The sequence below is a fragment of the Pseudomonas sp. S2_A05 genome (assembly GCF_054668485.1).
The window spans coordinates 1,619,976-1,641,861 of record NZ_CP162775.1 but is presented as its reverse complement, the minus strand read 5'-3'; the positions used below and the strand labels follow the sequence as shown (position 1 = coordinate 1,641,861).

Sequence of the window (21,886 nt, the reverse complement as noted above, 5' to 3'; positions counted from 1 at the left end):
AAGCGCACCTCGGGCTGCTCCAGCGCATAAAGCAGGCTAAACTTGGTTTTCGCCTTTTTTATCGAGGGTGATTCGCGCCCTTCGCCTAATCCGGAGTTTGAATGTGACTGACGATATCGATCAGATCCTTATCAGCGCGCTGATGGAAGACTCGCGTCGCTCGCTCAAAGCGCTGGCGCAGATCAGCGGCCTGTCATCGCCCAGCGTGGCCGAGCGGTTGCGGCGTCTGGAAGAACGTGGCGTGCTCAAGGGCTACACGGTAGAGATCGATCCGAGATGCTTCGGCTATCAGTTGCAGGCGATCGTCCGTGTGCGGCCGCTGCCAGGGCAACTGCAGGAGGTTGAGCGGCAGATCATGTCGATCCCGGAGTTCACCGAGTGCGACAAGGTCACCGGCGACGACTGCTTTATTGCCCGCCTGCACGTGCGCTCGATGGAGCAGCTCGATACCCTGCTCGACCGACTGAATACGTTGGCCGAAACCAACACCGCGATCGTCAAGAAGACCCCGGTCAAGCGGCGACTGCCACCGATGGCGTAGGTGTCTTTTACCAATGATCAGGGTAGATTGGGTTTTTTTTGCGGCTAAGGAATGGCGCTATGAAAATTCAGGCAATACTGCTGGCCGGCATGCTGCTCGGCGGCTGTGGCACGATTCAAACAGTAGCGCGCAACGATCAGGCTGCCGTTGACGGACTCAAGCAGCAGAAAAGTTATTGCGGCGCGGTACCGAGAATCTACAGCGGCCTCGCTTATGACTTCTGCACGCTGAACGCTCCGCTGGCCTCAGGCATCGATCCCGATGATCACCGCAACGCGGCGATTCCGGTGGTGCTGGTGGACGCCGTGGTCTCCGGCGCCCTAGATACCTTGCTGCTGCCCTACACGATCTACCGTCAGCAAGTGGACGGCAGCATCGTCATCAACTGAGCAGACACCTTTGTCCAGACGATAAAAAACCCGCCGAAGCGGGTTTTTTATTGCAGCCATTACGATCAGTCGTCGCGGCTCATGATGCCGAACAGTTGCAGCAGGCTGACGAACAGGTTGTAGATCGATACATACAGGCTGATGGTCGCCATGATGTAGTTGCGCTCGCCGCCGTGGATGATCGCGCTGGTCTGGAACAGAATGCAGACCGACGAGAACAGCACAAAGCCGGCGCTGATCGCCAGTTGCAGGCCGCTGATCTGGAAGAAGAAGCTCGCCAGCGTAGCGCCCAGCAGGACAAAGAAACCTGCGGTGATGAAGCCGCCAAGGAAGCTCATGTCCTTGCGGGTGATCAGCACGTAGGCCGACAGACCACCGAACACCAGTGCGGTCATGGCGAAAGCCGAGCTGACCACTTCAGCGCCGCCCTGCATGCCCAGGTAACGGTTGAGGATCGGGCCGAGCAGGAAACCCATGAAACCGGTCAACGCGAAGGCGGATACCAGGCCCCACGCGGAATCACGGAGTTTGTTGGTGAGGAAGAACAGCCCGTAGAAGCCGATCAGCACCACGAAAATGTTCGGGTAGCCGACACGCATCTGCTGGGCTACGAAGGCCATCACACCGCTGAATGCGAGGGTCAGAGCCAAGAGACCATAAGTGTTGCGCAGGACGCGGCTAACCTCTAGCTGCTCAGCCTGCACGCTGTTATTAACTGCGTAATCCTGTTCGCGCATGGCGACACTCCTGTTGGTTTGAAACGTTCAGTCGCAAAGATCATAACAGACGCTCTGTAACAAGCCATGCAGAGAGTTTGACAGTGTGTTTCATTCAGGTATTATGGCGCCCGCAACGCAAACGGAGGTGTGGCCGAGTGGTTTAAGGCAACGGTCTTGAAAACCGTCGACTGTAACAGGTCCATGAGTTCGAATCCCATCGCCTCCGCCATCTTTATACGACAAAGCCCTGATTATTCAGGGCTTTGTCGTTTCTGCGAGATATGTTTTGCGCAGCATCGTTTGCGCATCTGTTGAGTCATTTCACAGCAGTGCCTCGTACACCTGAGGCGCTGCTGCCCGAATAGCCAATGCGTACCCGCTCAGCCAAGCGACTCAAAGACAGCCTCCGCACGCTGTTGCACCGGCGCCTGAGGTCTGAGCATTTGCTGCCAGGCGAGCTGCGCCTGGACCTTGGCCACCGAATCCAGCACTTTCTGCGCCCAGCGATCATCCTCGGGATGCACCACGACCACCCGGAAGCCATGATCCTTGCCTTCAATCTGCACGCCCTCCGAATCATCGACATGCAAGTCGATATCGAACGCTGGCGGATACTTGGAAGGCGCATTCGACATCCCGTGCGCCGTCAGCGCACGGTTGTGCAGCACGCTGTTGACCACGCCATCGACGCGGATACCGTACAGCGCCAACCAGCGCCTGATATAGGACGGCGTGCGCCCGGATGAGGTGTAGACCCAGACACTGCAATCCTGGCGACGCAGCTCTCGGATCAGCGATCGCGTGCCCATGCGCAACGGCTCACCCAGCCAACGATGAATACAGGCGGGAAGTCGGCTTTTCTCGACTGCGCAATGGTGCAATTGGCAAGCGAGCGTGTCATCGATATCGAACGAAATTCGTATGCGCTGACGCCTGAACAGCTGCGGCAGAGCGCAGCGGATGACTTGCCCTGCCCGGCTGGCGAAGGTTCTGCATTTGGCCAATGCTGGAGCCCCGCTCATCAATGGCCACCTTGGGAGACAGGCAGGGGCTTGTCTTTGAGAAAGAACTTCATTGGATCGGGCGCCTGTTCTTCTAAAAATGCTGCGTATTTTTTCTTGATCTTGGGCAATTCGTACAACGCCTTGACGCCATGCTTGGCGGAGTTGCGGATGACCGAGGACGGGTTGAAATAGCCCTCGGCGTTTTCAAGCGTCAGCACGAACGGCGGCAGTCCTGCGCGCATGAGCAGGTAGCTGACAATGAGCGAGCCACTGCGGTTATTGCCTTCGATAAACAGCTGCGGCTTGCTCAGAATGCGCACATAGACCCCCGCTGCACGCTTCCAGACCGATTCACTGCGATACGCGCAATACCAGTTGTACAAGTCCTTGATGCCTCCCTCAACATTGTTGAAGAAGTGCGCCTCAGTGGCTGCCAGATGCTGGGCGTATTCCAGCCGGCGCGCCGGATCCCGGCCACAAAGCACTGTGGCATTGATCTCCAGCATCAGGTTCAGCTGCTGCAGATCGAACAGGTCGATGCCGCGGGCAACATATTCGTCAACCAACGCATAGCCTTCAAGCACATTGTTCAGGACTTCGTCAGTGAACGGGTCTCGGGGCTCGGTGAAGTGCCGGCTGAGCTCGGCAAAACGGCTCTGCACGTTACGCAGTGCGCGTTCAATCGCTGGCAAATCAAGGCGATGCGTGGCAGGCATTGGAGCTCCTTGGAAACGCTTGGTAAATGTCCACCGATGCCCGCCAAATCCATTTGGCTTGTGCAGGTAGGCGGCCGTGACCGGTGCTGTGACTTAGCTGAACTTGCCGCTGATGTAATCGCCGGTCATCTGTTCACGCGGGTTGTCGAAGATCTGCGCCGTCGGCCCCATCTCGACCAGATAGCCCGTGCGCGTGCCCTGGGAAATATCCACCGAGAAAAACGCTGTGGTGTCAGCAACACGGATGGCTTGCTGCATGTTGTGGGTCACCAGCGCGATGGTGTAGTCCTTCTTCAACTCGACCATCAATTCTTCGACGCGTCGGGTGGCGATCGGATCCAGTGCCGAACAAGGCTCATCCAGCAGCAGGACTTCCGGTTCAGTGGCGATCGCCCGGGCGATACACAGGCGTTGCTGCTGACCACCGGAGAGCGACAGGCCGCTGACCTTGAGCTTGTCCTTGACTTCGTCCCACAGCGCGGCGCCTTGCAGCGCATGCTTGACACGGTCGCCGATATCGCCCTTGTAGCGATTGAGGCGAAGACCAAACGCGACGTTGTCGAAGATGCTCATCGAGAACGGGTTAGGCTGTTGAAACACCATGCCGATGTAGCGGCGCACGACCACCGGGTCGACACCCTTGCCGTAGACGTCCTGCCCGAGGAAATGCACATGGCCCTCGAAACGAAAGCCCTTCACCAGATCGTTCATCCGGTTGAGACTGCGCAGCACGGTGCTTTTGCCGCAGCCCGAGGGACCGATGAATCCGGTGATCTTGTTTTTCTCGATGGGCACGTGGCTGTCACGTACTGCCATGAAGTTGCCGTAGAAAATCTTGTCCAGTTTGCAGTCCATGACTACAGGCGCCTGGGTGACAAACGGAGCGGCTATTTGCGCAGTGGATACGTTCAAAATCAGATGCTCCCGTTCTTAATACTTGGGCTTGCCGAAAATCCGGCTGATGATGTTCACGAACAGCACGATCATCACCAGCACCAACGAGGCCGCCCATGCGAGCTCGAGCTGGTTATCGAAAGGCATGCCGGAGAAGTTGTAGATCAGCACCGCCAGCGAGGCAGTCGGATTCATGACATCGAGATTGCCCTGGTGGTAGATCCAGTAGTTGCTGAAGAGCGCGGTAAATAACAGCGGTGCCGTCTCGCCTGCGGCACGCGCCACGGCGAGCATCACGCCAGTCAGGATCGCCGGCATGCCGGTCGGCAAGATGATTTTCCAGATGACCTGCGAGCGAGTGCAGCCCATGCCATAAGCAGCATCTTTCATGATCTTGGGCACCATCCGCATCGATTCTTCTGCGGTCAGCACCACGATAGGCAGCATCAGGACGGCGAGCGCCACGCCACCTGCCGGTGCCGAATATGTGCCAGTCGTCATTACAACCAAAGCGTAGGCAAATACACCTGCCAGGATTGATGGCAGGCCCGTAAGCATCTTGGCGGCAAAACGCGCGGCGTTCCCCAGCTTGCTATCCGGCCCCAGTTCAGCCAGAAAAATGGCCGCCATGATCCCGACCGGCACCGCGATCGCTGCCGCGATACCGACCATCACGAAAGTACCCGCCATCGCATTGCCGAAACCGCCACCCATCTCGAAGCCGGTCGGCGGCAGTTCAGTGAAGACTTCCAGGTTCAGACGCGCGCCACCACGAGTGATCAGCATGTAGAGCACGGAAATCAGCGGCACGCTGGCCAGCAAAGCACCTGCCCAGACCAGGGTGGTCAGGATCAGGCTGCGCAGCGCGCGGCCTTCGAACCTGCGTTGCAAACTCGGCATCGCACCGGTTGGCGCCGTCAGGTCTGTTGCTGCGGTCAGATCAGTCATCCCTTGTTACCCCGTTGGGCGTACATCATGATCATCGAGCCGAAAATGTTCACGATCAGCGTAATCAACATCAGCACGAGCGCGGCATACATCAACACCTCGATCTCGTTCGGTCCGGCTTCGGGGAAGTTCAGCGCCAGCAGAGCCGCAAGCGTGTTGGCCGGTGCAAACAACGAGAGGGAAATGTTGTTGGCATTGCCGACCAGCATGGCCAGCGCCATCGTTTCACCCAGCGCGCGCCCCAGGCCCAGCACCAGAGAGCCGAAAATGCCGGTGGCAGCCGAAGGCACCATCACTTTGAGAATCGCTTCCCAATGGGTTGTGCCCATGCCGTACGCGGCCTGTTTGGTTTTCATCGGCACAGCCGTAAGCGCGTCCTGCGACACGGCGGCAATGGTCGGCAGAATCATGATGGCGAGCACCAGAGCTGCGGGCAGCAGGCCCGGACCGCTCAGGGACGTGCCGAAAAAGGGTATCCAGCCCAGCTCGCTGTTCAGCCAGGTCGTCAGCGGCCGAATCGCCGGGATCACCACATAGATCCCCCACAGGCCATAGACCACGCTGGGAATGGCCGCGAGCAGTTCGACGATGGTGCGAAACAGCGCAGCGAGCTTGGTCGGCAGGAAATCCTGGGTCAGGAAAATCGCCATGCTCACGCCAAAAACGCCGGCGATCAGCAACGCGATGAAGGCGCTGTAAAGCGTGCCCCAGATGGCCGGCAGGATGCCGTATTTGCCTTGGTTGACGTCCCACACGCTGCCCAGAAGCACATCGAAGCCGTGCTTCTCCATACCGGGAAGTGCCTTGCGTCCGACTTCGAACACCAGTGCAAATACCAGCGCCAGAATCAGTACCACACCGATGCGCGCGAGCGCGCGGAAGGTGCGATCAACCAGAAAATCCTTCGTCGAGGGTGGCTGGCAGGCAGAGTCGGGATTAACCGGTACGACAAAAGGTTTGTTCATGGGCTAAGTCCGGAACAGGGGGAAAACTTTCCCGGCGTGGCGCAGACGCACACGCCGAGAGAGACCTCACGGCGTTACTGAATGTTGGCGGACGCTTTGCGAACCTGTTCGACGACCGATTGCGGCAACGGGATGTAACCCATCGAATCGGCAATCTTCTGCCCCTCGGTCAGGCTGTATTCGACCATTTCACGCATGGCTTTGGCCTTGGCCGGGTTGCCATTGTCCTTGCGGAAAATCATCCAGGTATAAGAGGTGATCGGATAGGACTTGGCACCGTCCGGATCAGGCAGCCAGGCCACCAGGTTTTCCGGCATCTTCACCGCCGCCAGGGCCTCGGCACCGCTTTCGGCGTTTGGCACGACGTAATTGCCTGCCTTGTTCTGCAACTGGGCAAAGTCGACCTTGGCCAGCTTGGCGAAGCCATATTCGATGTAACCAATCGCACCAGGGGTCTGGCGTACGGTAGCGGTTACGCCATCGTTTTTCGGCGACTTGATGAACTTGTCACTGGCCGGCCAGTTGACGGTGTTGCCCTCACCCAACGCCTGCTTGAACTCGGCGTTGACGGTTGCCAGGTGCTTGGTGAATACGGCGGTAGTACCGCTGGAATCTGCACGCACGACAACCGTGATCGGCGTATCGGAGAGTTTGAGGTCCGGGTTGGCTGCGACGATCTGCGGATCGTTCCAGCGCGTGATTTTGCCCAGGAAAATGTTGGAATAGACGTCGCGTGGCAGCTTCAGGCCCTTGGGATTGCCCGGCAGGTTATAGGCCAGCACGATTTCCCCGGCGGTCATTGGCAGCAACTGCACGCCTTCGGCGACCTTGGCGATATCTTCGTCTTTCATTGCCGAGTCACTGGCAGCGAAATCCACGGTTTTGTTCAAGAAGTCCTGTACGCCCGCGCCACTGCCCTTGGATTGGTAATCGACAGTGACGCCATCGGATTTCTTGCTGAAATCCTTGAACCAGGTCAGGTAGATCGGCGCCGGGAAACTTGCTCCGGACCCCGTCAGGCGAACATTTTCTGCTGCAAATGAGGCCGAGGTGGCACAAAGAGATACCGCAATGGCGAGCGCAGCAGACTTCATCAAACTTTTCATTAAATGACACCTAGTGATTACGGGCTCCCGAACTCTGCAGCAGTTTTGTGACGATTTCATGAAAGCAAAGTGGCAAGCGTTACCCTCATGGTCCGCAGCAGCGCCTATGGATGTAATCGGCCTCCGGGTTTCGAAAAATCGAATCTTCCTGTGCCGGACTTGTCACTACCCCCTGATCCCGAGCAGTCACGTGCGAGGTTCACATTGCAAAAACGCTACTTTTCCCCAGCCTTTATGGCCCTCAACCGGAAATGGCGTTAGCATTTCACTCATTCGGCTGAACAAGCCTGTTTATTCAGATCAGGGTTGCATTGTGGAAAAGCTAAAACGCCTTCAAAGCGGGATCGAAGGGCTCGACGCGCTGCTTCAGGGGGGCTTTGTCGCGGGCGCCTCGTACATCATTCAAGGGCGTCCGGGCTCCGGCAAGACCATCCTTGCCAATCAGCTCGGATTTCACCACGCCCGAAACGGCGGCCGTGTGCTGGTCGCCACGTTGCTGGCCGAGTCCCACGACCGTCTGTTCCAGTTTCTGTCGACCATGAGTTTCTTCGACGCCTCGCGAGTCGGCGCCGAAATTCAGTTTGTCAGCGCATTCGATACGCTGGAAAACGAAGGCCTCGATGAGGTAGTGAAGCTGCTGCGACGCGAAATCACCCGGCAGAAGGCGACCGTCATGGTCGTCGACGGCCTGCTCAACGCACGCTCCAAGGCCGACTCGCCGATCGATACGAAAAAATTCATCTCCGAACTGCAAGGCCATGCGGCGTTCGCCGGTTGCACCGTGCTGTTCCTGACCAGCTCGCGCCTGGACGACGGCAGCCCCGAGCACACGATGGTCGACGGCGTCATCGAAATGGGTGAAGAGCTGTTCGGTACCCGTTCGGTGCGCCGCATTCATTTGCGCAAGACTCGCGGCAGCGGCGCGTTGACCGGTCTTCACGAGTGCGAGATCACCGATAACGGCCTGGTCGTCTACCCTCGCCTCGAAAGCCTCTACAAGCGCCCTTCCGCCCCTGACAGCGCGGACATGACGCGCATCCCCAGCGGCATTGCTTCACTGGATGACATCCTCGGTGGTGGCTTGCACAGCTCCAGCGTGACGCTGGTCATGGGGCCTTCCGGGATCGGCAAGACCACGCTGGGTCTGAAGTTCATCGCACAGTCGACGGCCGAAGCGCCGGGCCTGCACTTCGGCTTCTATGAAAGCCCGCAGCGGCTGCGGCTCAAAGGCCGTTCGCTGGGCATTGATATCGAACACATGGAACACAGCGGTGCGCTGAGCATTGCCTGGCAGCCAACTACCGAAGGCTTGCTGGACGGCCTCGGCGCACGCCTGCTGAGCCTGGTCGATGAAAAAGGCATCAAGCGCCTGTTCATCGATAGCCTCAGCGGCATGACTCGGGTTTCAACCACACCGGAACGCATCACCGACTTTTTCAGCGCGCTGATGAATGAGCTGCGATCCAGAGGCGTTACGGTGTTCGCCTCATGGGAAATGCGCGATTTGTTCGGCTCCGAGGTCAGCGCACCGAACTCCGACCTGTCCAGTATTGTCGACAACCTGATGCTCATGCGTTTCTTTGAGAATCACGCTGAACTTCACAGGACGCTTTCCATTCTCAAGATACGTGATAGCTCCTACAACCCGTCGCGGTTCGAGGTGGTTATCCGTGATCAAGATGTGTTCCTGGAAAAGGCTTTGAAAAATGAACCTTCAGTCACAGCTGAGTCATTGCCTGGTTCAATTTCGTAAGTCTGCAAGCGGGTTGAAATAACATGACCACCATCCTGGTAGTCGACGACGAGTATCTGATTGCTGACATTCTTGGCTTTGCGCTTGAGGATGAGGGCTTCATGACTGTGACCGCGAGCAATGGCAAGAAGGCTCTCGAAGTGCTGGAAAGAGAACGTCCAGCCCTGGTCATCACTGACTTCATGATGCCGGTCATGGACGGCCTCGAATTCGCCGAAGCCGTGCGTGCCCAGCCGTCCGTCAAACACTTGCCGATCATTCTCATGAGTGGCGCGCAAGCGCACATCGGCATGCAGCGTTCGGATCTGTTTGATGTGGTGGTGCCCAAGCCGTTTGATATTGCGGTGATTGTGGCTGAGGTAAAGAGGCTGTTGGGCTCATAGATACTCGACGACAAAGGCAATTTCGGCATTGGCATCGCCCGCTCGCATTTGCGCATTGGAAGGCTCGATGCGCACGAAGCGGGCTTGCAAGGAAACGGATGCATTACCGCCGCTTGATGTTGGCGCTTTCATTATGTAATTCTGGTTCAGCTTGAGTATCGTCCTGTCACTGAAGCGCATTTGCAATGCCAGCCCTTTGGCAGTGGAATTACTGTTGAGGTGTACCACGCCGGTATCAGCGCTCCATGCAGGGCTGCCCGCAGTGGGCGAAAAGGAGTACCTGAAGTTATTGATTCCGGGAGGACAGTTTTTCATATCAAGAAAGAAATATTTCTCCTTGGCATAGTCACCGTTCTGCAAAAAATCGCTCATGGTGTAGCTGCCCATATCCACTTTCACATCAGGTGTTTCACAAGACTGCGAGACGATCCGCGTGCCATTTGTATTCATTGCCAGAGGCTCGATTTCTGCAGCGACGAAGGTCCCAAGTTGGCCTGAGGGTATCGTCGCACTGCCGGAAATAGTTCCCGTCTTTACAAAACGCAAGATGTGCTCAGAACCATTCCAACCCCAACCGCCAGCAGTGTCGGTAGTTCCCGGAAAGCCTTTCCACGCTTTCCCGATGGCGGTCGGACCCATTGCCAGCCGATTCCGGTATTTCCGATAGGAAAAATCTCCGCGCCCGGCTGAGTAACGCCGACAGTATTGCGTACACCTTCGTTGTGTACCGCAGAGCACCTGAATGAGCTGGGTATGGCGCCCAGGGTCACGATCGGGCTTTCATAGATAACCGTGCCGTTGGGCGTGTCACGAGGCACCGAGATCGTGGCTGGAAGAACCACCCTGACACTGCCCTTGGAATGGTCGGGATAAAATTCGCAAACTGCAGCCATTGCGTTAAATGGCAGTAAATACAAAAAACCGACAATTAAAACATGGGAAAACTTCATAGCAATCTCTCTGAACTCGCCGTGTTTGCAAACATTTGAATGGCGGACGATTGCGTGAACTATCAGCAGTAAACGCCACCAAAGCGGCAGCAGACGATAATGAAAAAAAGGAGCTTGAGCAAAAAGTTTATTTATTCGCAAACAAGACAATTCTCATGGACCCACAAGAAACTTTAGATAGTCGGTTTAAACAAGAAGCCTTCTGCGAATTCGTTAACAAATGTTAGCCGTTATCGACATACGCAAATAGAGCACAATTTAAGACTCGTCTTAAAGGCCCAGCGAATCGAGGTTATTACACTGTCTACTCTTGATAGGAGAAACGATTCCGTGAGAGCCCTCGATACCCTCAATAGCTCAAAACCCCAGAGCAACGCCGCCATCTACTGCCTGACCATTCTTGCGCTGGCACTGATCGCCATGACTGTGGTCGCCGGCTACCAACTCAATGAACTGTTTCCACTGAAGGCTGTGGTGCAACAACAGGAGGTCCAACTCACCCAGCGCGCCGATGCAATCCAGTCGATGAGCGCAGAACTGAAGCGCCTGGCGGAACAGAAACAGGTTTTGGAAGCCGACCTGCTTAGCGCAAAGGAACAGGCGAAGGCCGCTGAGCACGCAAAAACCGAACTCGAAAACAATCGACAGGCAGCCCTGACCAGCGCGGCGTTAGAGGATGAAGATTCACTGTGCGCGATCATCGAGCAAAACATCCGACTTGTTGCGGACCAACTCAATCGCGACGATTTCTTCCGCCTGCGTGATGAGCGCGAAGCTGAAGCCGAAGCGGTACTTGAAAGCTATGAAAAACAACTCGCCAGCTGCATTGAGCAGTTGACAGCACAAACCGCATCGCCAGCACAAACTGACTCTGCACCCCATGCGCAAGACTTTGCTGCGCCGATCGAGCGCTGATCAAAAAGCCCTGGTAGCCAGGGCTTTACGTTTACTGATTAAAGTTTGAATTCCTTGGTCAATTTGTTCAGCGACGCCGCCAATTGCGACAGCTCCGCCGATGCGACTGCCGTCTGTTTCGACCCCTCTGCGGTTTCACATGACAGGTCACGAATGCTGATCAGGCTGCGGTCGACTTCCCGCGCAACCTGAGCCTGCTCCTCGGCAGCGGTTGCCATCAGCAGGTTTCGCTCGTTGATGAGATTCAGCGAGCCAGTGATGTCGGTCAGCACTTCGCCGGCGATATTGGCCATTTCGAGCGTTCTCTCGGCCTGAGCGCGGGTGTGGCTCATGGAGGAAACTGCGCGGCTGGTGCCCGACTGAATGGAGCTGACCATGGACTCGATGTCCTCGGTCGACTTCTGAGTACGCTGCGCCAGCCCTCTCACCTCATCGGCAACCACGGCAAAACCGCGACCCGCCTCCCCCGCCCGCGCTGCTTCGATCGCTGCGTTCAAGGCAAGCAGATTGGTTTGTTCGGCAACCTCTCGGATAACGTCCAGCACGCTGCTGATATCGCTCGCCATGGTCGATAGCGCCTGCACCTCAGCCGAGGTGCTGTGCACGCTGGACACCATCAGGTTGATTGCGGCTACCGTGTCGCTGACCTGGCTTCGACCGGCGACGGCTGCGGCACTTGATTCCGACGTCAACTGCGAGGTCGATGCGGCGTTGTCTGCAACCTGCTCCACCGCTGCACTCATTTCAGTGACGGCGGTGGCGGCCATTTCGATTTCATGGCTCTGACGTTGAGTGATACGCGAGATATCTTCAGTGACGCCGTGCATGACCTCCGAGGTCTCGGCCAACTGCGTGGACGAATCACGGATCATGATCAAGGCATCTCGCAGGCTGGTTTGCATCGCCGCCAATGACGACAGCATTTGCGCCGCCTCATCAGAGCCATCCAGCGCAATGGTTTCGCTCAGATCATTGGCGGCGATGCATTCCGCCACCCTTAGCGAGCCTGCAATGGGTACCGTCAGGCTGCGGGTATACAACACGGCCAGGGCCAACGAAGCACCGATCGCGATGAGAATGAACACACTGACGATCAACAGCGTGTGCTCATAGACATTGTCGGCCTGCTTGCCCGCCTCATAAGCTTCTATTTCGTTGAGTGCAATCAGCTTCTTGAGCGCGACTTGTACGCCATCCGAGGCAGCACGCATCTGATTCTTTGACAACGCAATGGCCGCTTCAAGCTGCCCGTTCGCCACGGTTTGAAGGTATTGCTCCTGAGCCAGATCGTTGACCTTCTGTGCTTTGGCAAACTCCTCGAACGCCTCGCGCCCAGCGTCAGTGGCCAGCAGATCAATGAGCGCTTGCTGATGTTTTTTGATCAGCTGACGCGACTGCTGAATGTCAATCAGGGCCTGCGCTTTGCGCTCACTCGTTTCAATGGGATTGCGCAAGCGAGCGTTGTTGCCCTTGATTTCGACGAACTCTCGATCGAGTTGGCCGAGCAGCTTGATACTCGGCACGATCGTCGTCTCGACGTACGTTTCTGCCTTGTTGAGCAAGTCGACTTGCTGCAGAGCGATCAATCCGATCGCGATAATCATGAGACAGAACAAGCCGAAACACAGCGCCGAACGAGGCGCGAGATTGAGTTTACGAAGCAGCATGATGCCTTACCTTAGAGTGTATTCAAGACAATGGGGCAAACGAGTGGGCGGCACAGCAGGCGCTGGGCAATAGCACCTCAGCGTCTACGTGGATCATCGCGGGAAGGTGCAGCAGCTAGCGGTTTGCGCACGAAGAGAGTGTGGAGTCGGTCGAGGCCGGCTCCGCAAGTTCCTTGAGCGCCGGGTCGGCCAGCATCAGAAAATCTGCCAGTCGCGGCAGATTGATTTTCGAGACCAGGCGCATCCAGCGTTGCGGATGCGGGTTGAAGAAGGTCTTCGACCACTGGTGATCATCGTTGGGATTGAAAATCAGCAAATGACGAATCAGCGGGTTTTCCCCGAAAAAGTCGAGCGGATCCATCGCCATCTCGCTGAGCAGCTCAGCATTGACGACGACCAGGCTCAACCGTTGAGGGCAGTAATACGTCAGTATTTTCAGGTCACGATAAGTGCAAACGTTCAAGACGCTGAGACAGCCCAGCTTGTTGAACTGCTGTTCGATTGACAGACCTCTGCGCACATCGCTATCGGCGATCAGGATCCGCAAGGATCGACTGCGGTTATTTTCAAGAAACATCGGGCACCTTTGGCAGCTCCATTCTTCCTTTCAAGAAAATAACCAAGGGCCAACTTGCCTGATATGAGACTTGTCTCAAAAATGAACGCAGGGATAGATGATAAAAAGCCACACCTTGACGACAGCCCAAGCGATCGGCGCATGGTCTGGCTCAGAAAGTGTTGAAGGAGGGATTTTGCAACGCAGGGGAGTGGCGACAAGCCAGAAGCGCGGGACGGTTCTGTGCGAACCAGACAATTCTCATTATTAACGCCCCTTTTTGTCAGTAACCTTGAAACAAGGGGCGCAGACTCATTCTTTCCAAGCCATCAAGGCAGCGTCATCGTCACTACGTAATTACCGCTCGTTATCTGGTGACCCTTGTTGTCCGTGAGCAGCAAGCGCTGGTCGTAATAATCGTCCTGCTCATGAGTATCGGCAATCACCTTCACAAACACCTGCTGGCGCGACTCACCTCGCCCTGCCGCACTGACGTTGTTCACGGTAAAAATCTGCCCGGTGCTTGCCTGGGGGCAATCAAGCAACTCGACAGAAGAATGGCTGGCGCCACTGGCAATGCAACTTGCCTCGACAATTCGACCGCTGAAGCGAATCACTCCGCTGACCGGCGCAGACTGGGCTGCGCTGACGGTGTCAAAACCGAGCAGGCAAAGGCAGGCAATCAATAAAGGACGTCGAATGATCATCGCGAAACTCCATGGTTATTACCAAGGTATCGCCCGCTGCAAAATGATCTTTAACGTCAGCTTTAATGCAAGGCCAGTCGGATGGTCATGAGCCGATACGTTTACAGCTCGATCCGTTTGATTTTCTTGATCAGATCAGCCTGTGCATGCTCCAGCTTCAATGCACTGCGATTGAGGTCCAGCGGATCGATAACAGGCGCCTCGCACTCGGCTTCAAGCTCGTTACACGCCTCAATGACCTGATGCTCGGCAACAATGCGCGCCGCCCCCTTGATGCGGTGCGCCAGGTCAGCCAACAGCCCGGGATCGCTTTCGGGTATTAGCGAATGCAACTCCTCCAGATCCTTTTCGCAACTCGACAGCGCCTCGCGCAGAAGTTCTTTCATCATGTCGAGATCGCCTCCGGTGAGCTCGTCAAGACGCTCGCGAATCGAACCCAGCTCCTTGATAGTCGCCGCAGGCGGGCTTTCAAATGGCTGGGTTTCAACATTTTTTTCCCAGCCTGCAAGCATGATCGACAAGGTGCCGAGACTGATCGGTTTGAACAGACAATCATCCATCCCGGCCTCCCGGCATTTCACTTTTTCTTCCGGCTGCGCGTTGGCCGTGAAGCCCAGTACGATGCACGGCGATCCACCACTTTCGCGTTCGTCCTGGCGAATGGTGCGGGCCAGCTCATAGCCGTTCATGACCGGCATGTTGCAGTCCGTGATCACAATGTCGAACGGCTCCGAGCGCCACAGCGCCAATGCCTGGGCACCGTCGGCGGCATCACGCACCGCCTGGCCAAGGAAACTCAGCTGCTGCGTCAACAGCAGGCGGTTGGCGCTCTGGTCATCGACTACGAGAATCCTGAGTGTCGGTACCGGTTTGTCCTGAACAACCGAAACAGGCAGCACTTTGCCGCCAAGCGGGCTGAGAATATTGAAGAACAGCGACACTTCCAGGCAGGTGCCTTTGCCAAGCGTACTGGTAATGTTCAGCCGCCCGCCCATCAATTCGCACAATGAACGGGAGATCGCCAGTCCCAGACCGGTGCCGCCTCTGCTGGAGGGGCCATGATTGGCTTGGGAAAACGGCTGGAACAGATTCTGCAGATCGGCGCTGGAAATGCCGATGCCGGTGTCCTCGACCTTGAGGTCGACCTGTAAGCGTTCGTCAGCGAGACGTTGGCCGCGAATCGAGACGCTGACATGGCCGGTGTCGGTAAACTTGATCGCGTTGCCCACCAGGTTCGAGAGCACCTGCTGGAAGCGCATCGGATCAACCAATACGTCACAGCCGACAGTGGCGTCGATGTCGAGCTTAAGCACCAGACTCTTCTGCCCGGCCAAGCCGTCGAACACCCGCGCCACGGATTCGACCAATTCGCGCAGGTTGGCACGTTTCGGCGAAAGGCTGACATGGCCCGATTCGATGCGTACCACATCGAGGATATCGCCGATCAGTTCCAGCAGACCTTTTGCCGAGTCGTATGCCACTTCAATCGCCGGCCGATCGAAGTGACCTTGCTCGGCACGCTTGAGGGTAAGTTCGAGCATGCCGATCACGGCGCTCATCGGCGTACGGATTTCGTGGCTCATGGTCGCCAGGAACGTGGTTTTGGCGCGGCTCGACTCGTCAGCCAGCTCTTTCGCCGAACGCAACTCCTCGATCAGTTCACGGCGTTCGCTGATATCGATCCAGCCGCAGATCACGCCTCTGACTTCACCCGCCGTGTCGTGATACGGCTGGATCCAGTGGTAAATGATCAGCCGCGTATCACCCACATGCAGCGTGCGATCCACCTCGTAAGGTTCGTCCTGCTCGATGACGCGCAGGTAGTCGTCGTGAAATTGCAACGCCTCCTGACGATTGCGCTTGCCGCTTTCGAGCACGGTCTTGCCGATCACGTCCTTTTCTGACAGGCCAAATGTTTGCAGATAATTATTATTGCAGGTCACCAGCCGACCTTCCCGGTCACGTACGTAAATGGGATGCGGCGTGCCGTTGATCAGCGCCCCCATGAACTTCAGCTGATCGCCGAGCAAGCGCTCTGCACGACTGCGTTCGCGAATCTGCCGACGGATGTAGAAATTCCACGCCAGCGATCCCAGGATAATCAGGAACGCGCCAGCGCTGATCTGGTAGATCAGCGCCTTGTAATCGCGCCACGACAACGCCGAAAACGCTGCAATGGGACGCCACCTGTTGAGGATTACGTCCAGCTCATCCGGCGGAATGCTCAGCAGCGCCTTGTTCAGAATGCTGACCAGTTCGGTATCGGCACGCCGCGCGGCGAAAGCGAGGAAGCCTTTGTTCATGCCGACGATGTTGGAGATACGCAAGCTGTCGCTGTAGATGTGGGCGATGTAGTAGCGCGCACTGTGCAACGTGGTAATCATCGCGTCCGCTCGACCGTCCTTCACGTCAGCCAAGGCGCCCAGAACTGTTTCGTTATCAACGATCTCGATGTCGGGGTAGTCCTTGAGCAGCTCACGCTCAGCCGAACTTTCGGGCACTGCGACGCGCTTGCCGCGCAGCTCCTGCAGGCTTGAAGGCGCGCCTGCGTCCTTGGTGGTGACGATCACAAAGGGGCTGGCAAGGAACGGATGAGTGAAACGCATGCCGACTTCCCGCGAGACCGTTGGTGTCAGCAGAGAAATATCCGCGCTGCCATCCAGCAGACGCGTGCTCAGACTGGAAAAGCTGTCGGTGCGCTCGACATTGATCTGCAAGCCGGTACGCCGCTGGATGAGCTCGAGCAGATCAGCGCCGATCCCGCCAAAGTTGCCGTCACCATCAAAGAATGCAAACGGTGCCTGATCGTCATTGATCACGAACCGCGCGACCGGATGCAGCTCAAGCCAACGTGCTTCGCCGGGTGTCAGGTCAATGCGTTTGGGCGTCAGCGCCCCGCCGCCGCCCGACCAGCGCTTGGTAATTTCGGCAATCTTCGCATCACCCAGCGACTCGAGGGTCGAATCGATCAGACGCAGCAATTGGTCGTTGCCCCGGCGCAAGGCAAAGCTGAAACCGCTGGTTTGGGTTTTGACGAAAGAGTGCAGCCGCACATAGTTGAAGTAGTTGAGGTTGATCAGGTAATTGCTCGACACCGTATCGCCGAGAAACAGGTCGACCTTGCCAAAAGCCAGCGCAGCCAGTGCCAACTCGTTCGATGGAAAAAGCACGAATTCGGCGTTGGGGTATAACGCGTGTAATTGACTGGAAGGCAGGTAATCGTCGGCAACCGCAATACGCAAACCGGCCAGATTGGCCGGCATCGGGCGCCGATCATCACCGCGCATGAACATTGCCGGCACGTCTTCGACATAAGGCTTACTGAGCGTGACGAGGCCGTCGATCAACTCGAAACTGTTGGAACTGCCCAGCATGTCGATGTCGCCACGCTCGAGCGCCGCCATGGCGTCGCGGCGGTCGGGATAAGCCTTGACGGTAACTTCGACATGCAAGGCCTGACCGATAATGCAGGCGATGTCGGCGGCTATTCCCTCGTACCGCGTACCGCTGGCGGTCATGACATAAGGCGGGAAATCCGGAAGCGCCGAGCCCAGCACCAGACTGCGCTTCTGCCGCAGCCAACTCCAGTCTTCATTGGCCAGATCGACCTGTAGCTCCTTGCAGTCAGACCGACCGAACACCTGCAGAGTGCGCGGCTCTGCTGCCCACAACGACCCGCTACCGAACATGACAAGCACACTGACTAGCAAAACACCGCGCAACAGATGAAACATAAGCGAGTTATCCCTGGTTGTCCGCCGTCAGGCTGTGCTGCAACTTGAACAGCTCCGCATCACCACGAATGCCAAGCTTTTTGAAAGCGGCCTGTTTTTGCCCGCTGATGGTTTTGCGACTGCGCGAGAACTTCAAAGCGATCTGCGTCACTCCCATCCCCTCGAGGCAGCAGCGCAATACTTCTTTTTCTTTCGGTGACAGAAGAGGATTACTGAGGAAGTCGTCGCCGTGCGCCGCGCCATCGTCATTGGCACCAGCAGGTTCGTCGACCGACGCAGGCAGCACATCGAGTTCGAAGGCCATTTCCGGCGAAAGATACAACTGGCCGGACGCAGCACTGCGGATGGCGGTGATCAGGTCATCGACCGACTGCGACTTGCCGAAGAATCCGCTGACGCCCGCCCCGATCGCCATATTCACTACCGCCGGGCGCTCTTCGGAAGATGAGACAAGGATGCGCATGCCCGGATATTGCTTGCGCAGCAGGCGGATCAGATTGAGCCCGTCCAGCTCCCCATCGTGCAGTTTGTAATCGAGTATCAGCAGGTCGATGTCGATTTCGCGCAATCCGGTGAGCAACTGCGCGCTGCTGCCATACACACCTACGACACTGAACTCGGCTTCGCGCGTCAGCCGCGACTTCATCGCCAGACGTATGAGCGAGTGATCATCAAGGATGGCAACGCGTAACGGATTCACGACTGACCAATGCATGAACAGCTCCATGATGAAGAGTGTTGGAGGACCATCAGCACTTGGCAACCGCAGCAAATCCCGGGCATCACCGAAGCATTCAGGTGCATCTGATTGATTTCTCGGCACATGATGAGTGTTTTGAAGGCGTGACGAAATAGGGCTTTGTCCCAAAAGTCAGAATGCCGCTTGCATCAACGATCGGATGTGCCTATTGCGCGGCGCCAGGACGACTTCTGGCCTTCGAAACGCCAGTCGACCAAATGCGCCCAATTCATCGGGCGAGCATAGAAGAAGCCCTGCCCCCACTGACAACCAAGCCGCGCCAGATGCTGAACCTGATCTGCGGTTTCAATACCCTCTGCCACCACGCGCATGTCCAATTCCCGCGCCAAGGCCAACGCCCCGTGGATGACCGCGCTGTAGCGCGCCTGATGGAAATTCTGCACGAAGCCGGCGTCGAGTTTGATTTCGTTGAACGGCATCTGGCACAGCCGCTCAAGTGAAGAATAGCCGACACCGAAATCATCGATTGCCAGACTGAAGCCGAGCATGCGCAGACGCACCATGTTTTCCATGCTGATCTCGGGCATCTGCAGCAGGCCGGTTTCCGTGAGCTCGAAAATGAGCCCAGCTGGCGAGGCGCCATGGATGCGCAACAGCGCCTTGATCCGGTCGACAAGATTCGGATTGGCCATCTGCGTCACGTCGAGATTGAACGCCAGCTTGAACGGCTTGCCGTGAGACTGGACGAAGCGCTGCAGACTCAAGCCTTGCGTGAGCAGGCTGAAAAACATCTCATCGAGCAGCCCGCAGCGCTCGATCGTCGGCAAGAACATGCCCGGCGAAAGCAATCCACGACTGGGGCTCTGCCATCGCACCAGCACCTCGGCGCCATCCACCTCACCACTGCGCAGATGAAACTTGGGCTGGAAGTAGGCGCGAAATTCCTGACGGCGTATCGCTTCGAGCACTTCGTTCTCCGAAGGCTGATCGAGATGACTTTCCACCACTTTGGTATCGCCCGGAGTGTGCGGCCGATAACGCGCCAACAATGGCCCCAGCACATCGATCATCAGAGGCTTGCCGACACTGCCAAGCAATTCCAGCCCCTGCAACGTGACAATCCGGTCAACCGTGCGCAACAAGTCTTCAGGCAGTGAACTGCAGATGATCACTGCACGAATCAAACCGGCCTCTCTCGCCAGGCGCAAGAACGTCAAACCATCCATCCCGGCCATGCTCAAGTCACACAATGCAACGTCCACGCCTCCAGCCTGGGATATCACAGCCAGCGCATCCTTGCCGTCAGCCGCCTGAAAGATATTTTTGTACCCCAGACTATTAAGCGCACTGACTGCCGCCGTGCGCTGAAAGGCGTGATCTTCCAAGACCAATATACGAAGCGTGTTCACAAACCTGGAACCTCTTTCTATCAGTCGTTAATAGCGAAAGTTTGAATAATCTTTCAAGCAGGACGCCCGCTCACAAACTTTGCGTTGACTGAGAATTTCTGCATCCGCGAATACTAGCCAGACAAAGACCGCACGACTTTGAGAATTGTCTCATTTGGTTCGCTGCACCATTACCGCAAATATGAATACGCCACTGCCATATTACTGACCGGCTCGCACCTTTATCGCTTTAAGACAAATCCCAAAGACCCGCCACCACCGCACACCTAATATGGCCTGGCATTTCAATGCAGCACTTCACAATAACTTCGGATATAAACATGAAAAAGTTCGCTTTCGCAGTACTCACTCTTTCCGTACTGGCTGCCTCCACTGGCGCAGTGGCTGAAGAAGAAGCGGCCAAAGCTGTCAAGGGCGGCAGCGGTCAAATCAGCTTCACCGGCGTTATCAACAACGACGCCTGCTCGGTAGACGGCGCTTCGGGTAACGACAAGATGATTGCCGTGGACATGGGCAGCGTGTCGATCAAAGACATGGGCACCGACTCTGCTCCGGGCGCCGGTCGTGTGGCCGCCAACGATTTCAACCTGAAAGTGAACTGCAACGCTGGCACCAAGGTTTCGATGCTGTTCAAACCAACCGTAAACGGCGGTTCGGGCCTGGTTGATGGCAAGAAAGTTCTCAAGCTGCAGGGTGCAGACGCGGCCAAGGGCGTTGGTATCGCACTGCTGGACAGCAATGGCCAGTTGATCGACCTGAGCTCCGAAGCCACTGCCAAAGTGCAGACCAACCTGACTGGCGACGCAACCACAGGTGGTGATGGCACCCTGTCGTTCGCAGCCGCTTACGTCACCACCGGCGACAAGACCACCGCTACTGCCGGTACCGGTAACGCCACTCTGCCGTTCGTTCTCGAATACGAATAAGCAGCCCGCAATACCTGGACGGGGCCGCTGTGCCTCGTCCTTCCCGAACAGATTAATCGGTGAAATCTATGTTAAGTCGCTACTTTCCGCTTTGCCTGGGGCTTGCCGGGGTGTTGATGACGCACTCGGCATTCGCCAGCATCTCCTTGAGCTCCACCCGGATTATCTTCGATGGCGCGCACAAAGAGGCGAATGTCACCGTGCGCAACGGCGGACAAACCATTCTGGCGCAATCGTGGCTGGATGCCGGCGACACCGCTGGCAGCGCACCGCCTTTCGCAGTTACTCCACCACTGGCCAAACTTGAGCCCAATCAACAGCAATTACTGAGGATTCTTTATGAAGGCCGCGGCATGCCTGCGGACAAGGAGTCGGTGGTATGGCTGAACGTGCAGGAAATCCCCCAGGCCAGTGCTGCCGATATCAACACGCTGCAATTGGCGGTACGTCAGCGTATCAAGGTCTTCTTCCGCCCGGACGGACTCACCGGTGATGCCGCAAAGGCACCGGAGCAACTTGCATGGCAATTGGTCACTCAGGCTGGCAAGTCGGTGCTGAAAGTAAAAAACCAAAGCAACTACCACGTGTCGCTGGCCGATCTGAAAGTCGTTGCAGGAAAAAAAGCGGAATTGGTAATTGATTCGACAATGATCGTTCCGGGGAAGTTCGCTCATTCAATCTGAAAGATCTGCCAGCTGGTACTTCGCATTTGAGTTTTTCAGCAATTAACGATTACGGCGCACAACAACGATTCGATGCACCACTAAGCGTTGCCGAAAGCCATGCCGAGCGCGTGAAAGATGCCTCCGCCCAGTAAATCCCCCACCCCACCCTGCCAACTTACAAGCTATTCACAAGTTCCGGACTCCGGTTGAAGCAACACGGACTGATAAGGCAAATTGCA

20 protein-coding genes, 1 tRNA gene and 1 pseudogene are annotated in these 21,886 nt (G+C 56.7%); 8 read left to right on the top strand and 14 right to left on the bottom strand.

Going from position 1 to position 21,886, the window contains the following annotated elements:
* Positions 1–103 precede the first annotated feature (103 nt).
* A complete protein-coding gene (locus AB4O12_RS07680) occupies positions 104–541 on the top strand; it encodes an Lrp/AsnC family transcriptional regulator (RefSeq protein ID WP_095179888.1) in 438 nt (145 codons plus the stop codon).
* Positions 542–600: 59 nt separating this feature from the next.
* Positions 601–930: a YceK/YidQ family lipoprotein gene (locus tag AB4O12_RS07675; RefSeq protein ID WP_130910296.1), complete on the top strand. Its 330-nt coding sequence runs from the start codon at positions 601–603 to the stop codon at positions 928–930.
* Positions 931–995: 65 nt separating this feature from the next.
* Here the strand turns inward: AB4O12_RS07675 and AB4O12_RS07670 are convergent, their stop codons facing one another.
* Positions 996–1,667, bottom strand: a complete 672-nt coding sequence (locus tag AB4O12_RS07670; RefSeq protein WP_008006561.1) for a Bax inhibitor-1/YccA family protein — start codon at positions 1,665–1,667, stop codon at positions 996–998.
* Between the two features lie 123 nt (positions 1,668–1,790).
* Here AB4O12_RS07670 and AB4O12_RS07665 point away from each other — a divergent pair.
* Positions 1,791–1,878, top strand: a tRNA-Ser gene (locus tag AB4O12_RS07665).
* Between the two features lie 151 nt (positions 1,879–2,029).
* On the opposite strand, the gene AB4O12_RS07660 is transcribed toward AB4O12_RS07665, so the two are convergent.
* The 6 genes from AB4O12_RS07660 to pstS all read right to left on the bottom strand — a co-directional run bounded on the left by AB4O12_RS07660 (position 2,030) and on the right by pstS (position 7,282).
* A complete protein-coding gene (locus tag AB4O12_RS07660; protein WP_224787229.1) occupies positions 2,030–2,671 on the bottom strand; it encodes a hypothetical protein in 642 nt (213 codons plus the stop codon).
* Positions 2,671–3,369 carry a hypothetical protein gene (locus AB4O12_RS07655; protein WP_150635412.1) on the bottom strand — a complete coding sequence of 233 codons (699 nt, stop codon included), beginning with the start codon at positions 3,367–3,369 and terminating at the stop codon, positions 2,671–2,673. The genes AB4O12_RS07660 and AB4O12_RS07655 overlap by 1 nt, the downstream gene beginning before the upstream one ends.
* A 93-nt stretch (positions 3,370–3,462) precedes the next feature.
* The gene (pstB, locus tag AB4O12_RS07650) at positions 3,463–4,224 is read right to left on the bottom strand and encodes a phosphate ABC transporter ATP-binding protein PstB (protein WP_016774591.1); all 762 of its coding nucleotides are present in this window, start codon (positions 4,222–4,224) and stop codon (positions 3,463–3,465) included.
* A 75-nt stretch (positions 4,225–4,299) separates the two neighbouring features.
* On the bottom strand, positions 4,300–5,211 hold the full coding sequence (pstA, locus tag AB4O12_RS07645; protein ID WP_016774590.1) for a phosphate ABC transporter permease PstA: 912 nt from the start codon (positions 5,209–5,211) through the stop codon (positions 4,300–4,302).
* A complete protein-coding gene (pstC, locus tag AB4O12_RS07640; RefSeq protein ID WP_095179884.1) occupies positions 5,208–6,176 on the bottom strand; it encodes a phosphate ABC transporter permease subunit PstC in 969 nt (322 codons plus the stop codon). The genes pstA and pstC overlap by 4 nt, the downstream gene beginning before the upstream one ends.
* A gap of 74 nt (positions 6,177–6,250) precedes the next feature.
* Positions 6,251–7,282, bottom strand: a complete 1,032-nt coding sequence (gene pstS, locus AB4O12_RS07635; RefSeq protein ID WP_051600442.1) for a phosphate ABC transporter substrate-binding protein PstS — start codon at positions 7,280–7,282, stop codon at positions 6,251–6,253.
* Positions 7,283–7,595: 313 nt separating this feature from the next.
* Here pstS and AB4O12_RS07630 point away from each other — a divergent pair, with 313 nt between their 5' ends.
* Positions 7,596–9,035, top strand: coding sequence for an ATPase domain-containing protein (locus AB4O12_RS07630; RefSeq protein WP_041478782.1), 1,440 nt, complete (start codon positions 7,596–7,598; stop codon positions 9,033–9,035).
* Between the two features lie 23 nt (positions 9,036–9,058).
* Positions 9,059–9,418 carry a response regulator gene (locus AB4O12_RS07625; RefSeq protein ID WP_016774585.1) on the top strand — a complete coding sequence of 120 codons (360 nt, stop codon included), beginning with the start codon at positions 9,059–9,061 and terminating at the stop codon, positions 9,416–9,418.
* Here the strand turns inward: AB4O12_RS07625 and AB4O12_RS07620 are convergent.
* On the bottom strand, positions 9,413–10,057 hold the full coding sequence (locus tag AB4O12_RS07620; RefSeq protein ID WP_460061169.1) for a fimbrial protein: 645 nt from the start codon (positions 10,055–10,057) through the stop codon (positions 9,413–9,415). The genes AB4O12_RS07625 and AB4O12_RS07620 overlap by 6 nt on opposite strands.
* Before the next feature lie 641 nt (positions 10,058–10,698).
* On the opposite strand from AB4O12_RS07620, the gene AB4O12_RS07615 reads away from it, so the two are divergent.
* Positions 10,699–11,283, top strand: coding sequence for a hypothetical protein (locus tag AB4O12_RS07615; protein WP_056785683.1), 585 nt, complete (start codon positions 10,699–10,701; stop codon positions 11,281–11,283).
* A gap of 38 nt (positions 11,284–11,321) precedes the next feature.
* Here AB4O12_RS07615 and AB4O12_RS07610 read toward each other — a convergent pair whose 3' ends face one another.
* The 6 genes from AB4O12_RS07610 to AB4O12_RS07585 all read right to left on the bottom strand — a co-directional run bounded on the left by AB4O12_RS07610 (position 11,322) and on the right by AB4O12_RS07585 (position 20,056).
* Positions 11,322–12,950 (bottom strand): methyl-accepting chemotaxis protein, encoded by a 1,629-nt coding sequence (locus AB4O12_RS07610; RefSeq protein WP_236169726.1) that lies wholly within the window; start codon positions 12,948–12,950, stop codon positions 11,322–11,324.
* Positions 12,951–13,065: 115 nt separating this feature from the next.
* Positions 13,066–13,497, bottom strand: coding sequence for a hypothetical protein (locus tag AB4O12_RS07605; protein WP_150635414.1), 432 nt, complete (start codon positions 13,495–13,497; stop codon positions 13,066–13,068).
* A 338-nt stretch (positions 13,498–13,835) separates the two neighbouring features.
* Positions 13,836–14,213 (bottom strand): type 1 fimbrial protein, encoded by a 378-nt coding sequence (locus AB4O12_RS07600; RefSeq protein WP_016774580.1) that lies wholly within the window; start codon positions 14,211–14,213, stop codon positions 13,836–13,838.
* Between the two features lie 101 nt (positions 14,214–14,314).
* On the bottom strand, positions 14,315–17,902 hold the full coding sequence (locus tag AB4O12_RS07595) for a transporter substrate-binding domain-containing protein (RefSeq protein WP_460061166.1): 3,588 nt from the start codon (positions 17,900–17,902) through the stop codon (positions 14,315–14,317).
* Between the two features lie 52 nt (positions 17,903–17,954).
* On the bottom strand, positions 17,955–18,662 hold the full coding sequence (locus AB4O12_RS07590; RefSeq protein WP_041478777.1) for a response regulator transcription factor: 708 nt from the start codon (positions 18,660–18,662) through the stop codon (positions 17,955–17,957).
* A 173-nt stretch (positions 18,663–18,835) separates the two neighbouring features.
* The gene (locus AB4O12_RS07585; protein WP_056785675.1) at positions 18,836–20,056 is read right to left on the bottom strand and encodes an EAL domain-containing response regulator; all 1,221 of its coding nucleotides are present in this window, start codon (positions 20,054–20,056) and stop codon (positions 18,836–18,838) included.
* 320 nt (positions 20,057–20,376) lie between these two features.
* On the opposite strand from AB4O12_RS07585, the gene AB4O12_RS07580 reads away from it, so the two are divergent.
* Positions 20,377–20,982 (top strand): fimbrial protein, encoded by a 606-nt coding sequence (locus AB4O12_RS07580; protein ID WP_056785673.1) that lies wholly within the window; start codon positions 20,377–20,379, stop codon positions 20,980–20,982.
* A gap of 68 nt (positions 20,983–21,050) precedes the next feature.
* Positions 21,051–21,799 (top strand): annotated as a pseudogene (locus tag AB4O12_RS07575) (fimbrial biogenesis chaperone).
* Positions 21,800–21,886: the final 87 nt, after the last annotated feature.